Origin of the sequence: Zavarzinia sp., assembly GCF_041650655.1 — a bacterium.
Taxonomy (GTDB): Bacteria; Pseudomonadota; Alphaproteobacteria; order Zavarziniales; family Zavarziniaceae; genus Zavarzinia.
Genome location: NZ_JBAZKR010000294.1, coordinates 1 through 2,534, shown reverse-complemented (window position 1 = coordinate 2,534; position 2,534 = coordinate 1). Strand labels below are relative to the sequence as shown.

Here is a 2,534-nt window from a genome sequence, read left to right as displayed (position 1 = left end):
GAGGCGCAGCGAAGCGAGACTTCGGCGTGGGTGCCGAGGAAGATGGCGGCTTCGACGGTCGCGGCGCGGCTGTTGGGGCCGGGGCCGAGCAGGAGTTTCTGCGGGCGAAGGGCGAGGAGGAGGCTGTCGCCGATCTCGGCCGGACGCTCGCCGAGGGCATGGACCACGGGGCCGTCGGCGGTGTCGAGGGTGGCGATGCCGGCGTCGATGGCGGTCACCTTGCCTTCGATGAAATTGCTCTTGCCGAGGAAGTCGGCGACGAAGCGGGTCTCGGGCGCGTCATAGAGCGCGCGGGGGGCGCCCAGCTGCTCGATCTTGCCGGCGCGCATGATGGCGATCCGGTCGGACATCGCCATCGCCTCTTCCTGATCGTGGGTGACATTGACGAAGGTGCGGCCGAGGCGGCGGTGCAACTGGCGAAGTTCCAGTTGAAGGTCGTGGCGCAGCTTCTTGTCGAGGGCGCCCATCGGCTCGTCGAGGAGAAGCATCTTGGGCGAGAACACGAGGGCGCGGGCCAGCGCCACGCGCTGCTGCTGCCCGCCCGAAAGCTGCTTGGGCAGGCGGGTGGCGAGGTGACCGAGCTGCACGAGGTCGAGGGCATCGCGGACTTTGGTCGCGATCTCGGGCTTGGCCAGCCCCCGCACCTTCAGCGGATAGGCGACATTCTCGGCGACGCTCATATGCGGGAACAGGGCATAGCCCTGGAACACCACGCCGAAATCCCGCTTCTCGGGCGCGAGGCCGGTGATCGAGCTGCCGCCGACGAAAATGTCGCCATGGGTCGGCTCGACGAAACCGGCGAGCGCCATCAGCAGCGTGCTTTTCCCCGAGCCCGAGGGCCCGAGCAGGGTGAGGAATTCGCCCGCCGCGACATGAAGGTTCACATCGTCGAGGGCGCGGAAATCGCCATAATATTTGGAGAGGCCGTAGAGCCTTATATCCTGGCCGGCGCTTTCGTCCGTCATGACATTTCCTTGGATTTGGCGCGGGCGAGGTCGCGCAGCAGGTAGATCGCGGCGACGATCACGGTCGCGCCGATCATCAGGGTGGAAACCGCGGCGACCGCCGGGTCGATATTGTCGCGGATGTCGGACCAGATCTTGCGCGGCAGGGTATAGACGCTGCGCGACGAGACGAAGAGCGTCACGATGATCTCGTCCCACGAGATGACGAAGGCGAAGAGCCCGCCGGTGAGAAGACCCGCCTTCACATTGGGCACGATCACGTCGCGCACGGTGCGGAACGGCCCGGCACCCAGGCTGCGCGCCGCCTGGGCGATGCGCGGGTCGAGGCCTTCGAGCGCGGCCGAGACGGTCATGAAGACGAAGGGCATGCCGAGGATGGCATGGGACAGGATCACCCCGAACACCGTGTCGAACAGGCCGAGGGTGACCCAGGCCCTGGACAGGGCGAGGGCGGTGACGATGGGCGGCACGATCATCGGCATCAGGGCAAGGACGCCGATGACGCGCGCGGCCCGGCCGCCGATCTGCCACAGGCCGATGGCCGCCGCGCCGCCGGCGAAAGTGGCGATCAGCGTGGCGCCGATGCCGACCATGGCGCTGTCGCCCAGCGCGCCCAGCCAGGCATCCTCGGTGAAGACGCTGGCGTAATGGCGCAGGGACAATTCGCCCTGCGGCATCGAGAGATAGCGCTCCGGCGTCAGGGACAGCGGCACGGAGATGAACATGGGCGCCAGCAGGAAGCCGATGACGATCCAGGCGATGGTGACGGTCAGGATCAGCCCGGGGGTGAGGCGGCGGGTCATCAGCCGAAGCCTTTCTTCAGGCCGACCGTCTTCGCCATGATGCCGATCAGGACGAGGGTGAGGACGAGAAGGACGACAGATTGCGCCGCGCCGAAGCCCCAGCGCACGGTCTGCAGGATAGCGACCGAGACGGATTCCGCCAGCATGACCACGCGCCCGCCGCCCAGAATGGCCGGCGTCACATAGAAGCCGAGGCCGAAGACGAAGACGATCACGGTCGCGGCGAAGACGCCGGGCAGAGACAGCGGCAGATAGACCTTGAGGAAGGTGGTCGAGGCCCCGGCGCCGAGGCTGCGCGAGGCGAAGAGCAGGCGCTGGTCGATACCGCGCATCACCGCGAAAATGGGCAGGACGGCGTAAGGGATCAGGTAATGCACCATGCCGATGATGACGCCCAGCTCGTTACGGACGAGGGCCAGCGGCTGGTCGATGGCGCCCGACTGCATCAGCCAGTCGTTCACCGGACCCTGGTCGCGCAGCAGGACGAGCCAGGAGAAGGCGCGGATCAGCACGGAAATCCACAGGGGCACGAGCACGGCGACGACGAGGATGCGCTGATGCGTCTCGCGCACATGGGCCATGGCGAAGGCGACGCAGAAGCCGAGCACGATGGAAATCGCGGTGGTGATCGCGCAGATGCGCAGCGTCGTCAGCAGCACCTTCACCGGGCCGCTGGCGGTGACCAGCCGCTCGTAATTGTCGAGCCCGGGTTTCGGGTCGGTCACGCTGAGCAGCAGGACATTGCCGAGCGGCAGCAGGTAGAGAC

Annotated in this window: 3 protein-coding genes; all 3 read right to left on the bottom strand. The window is 67.1% G+C overall.

Features of this window, described 5'->3' with window-relative positions; genetic code table 11:
* On the bottom strand, positions 1–965 hold a 965-nt coding region (locus WC493_RS23805), incomplete at its 3' end, for an ABC transporter ATP-binding protein (RefSeq protein ID WP_373069236.1).
* Positions 962–1,768 (bottom strand): ABC transporter permease, encoded by an 807-nt coding sequence (locus tag WC493_RS23800; protein ID WP_373069234.1) that lies wholly within the window; start codon positions 1,766–1,768, stop codon positions 962–964. The genes WC493_RS23805 and WC493_RS23800, both read right to left, overlap by 4 nt.
* Positions 1,768–2,534: ABC transporter permease (locus WC493_RS23795; RefSeq protein ID WP_373069232.1), on the bottom strand; the 767-nt coding region annotated here is incomplete at its 5' end. The genes WC493_RS23800 and WC493_RS23795, both read right to left, overlap by 1 nt.

Excerpts from the sequence above, each read along its gene's own strand:
- WC493_RS23800 (WP_373069234.1), bottom strand. The coding sequence starts at position 1,768 with ATGACCCGCCGCCTCACCCCCGGGCTGATCCTGACCGTCACCATCGCC.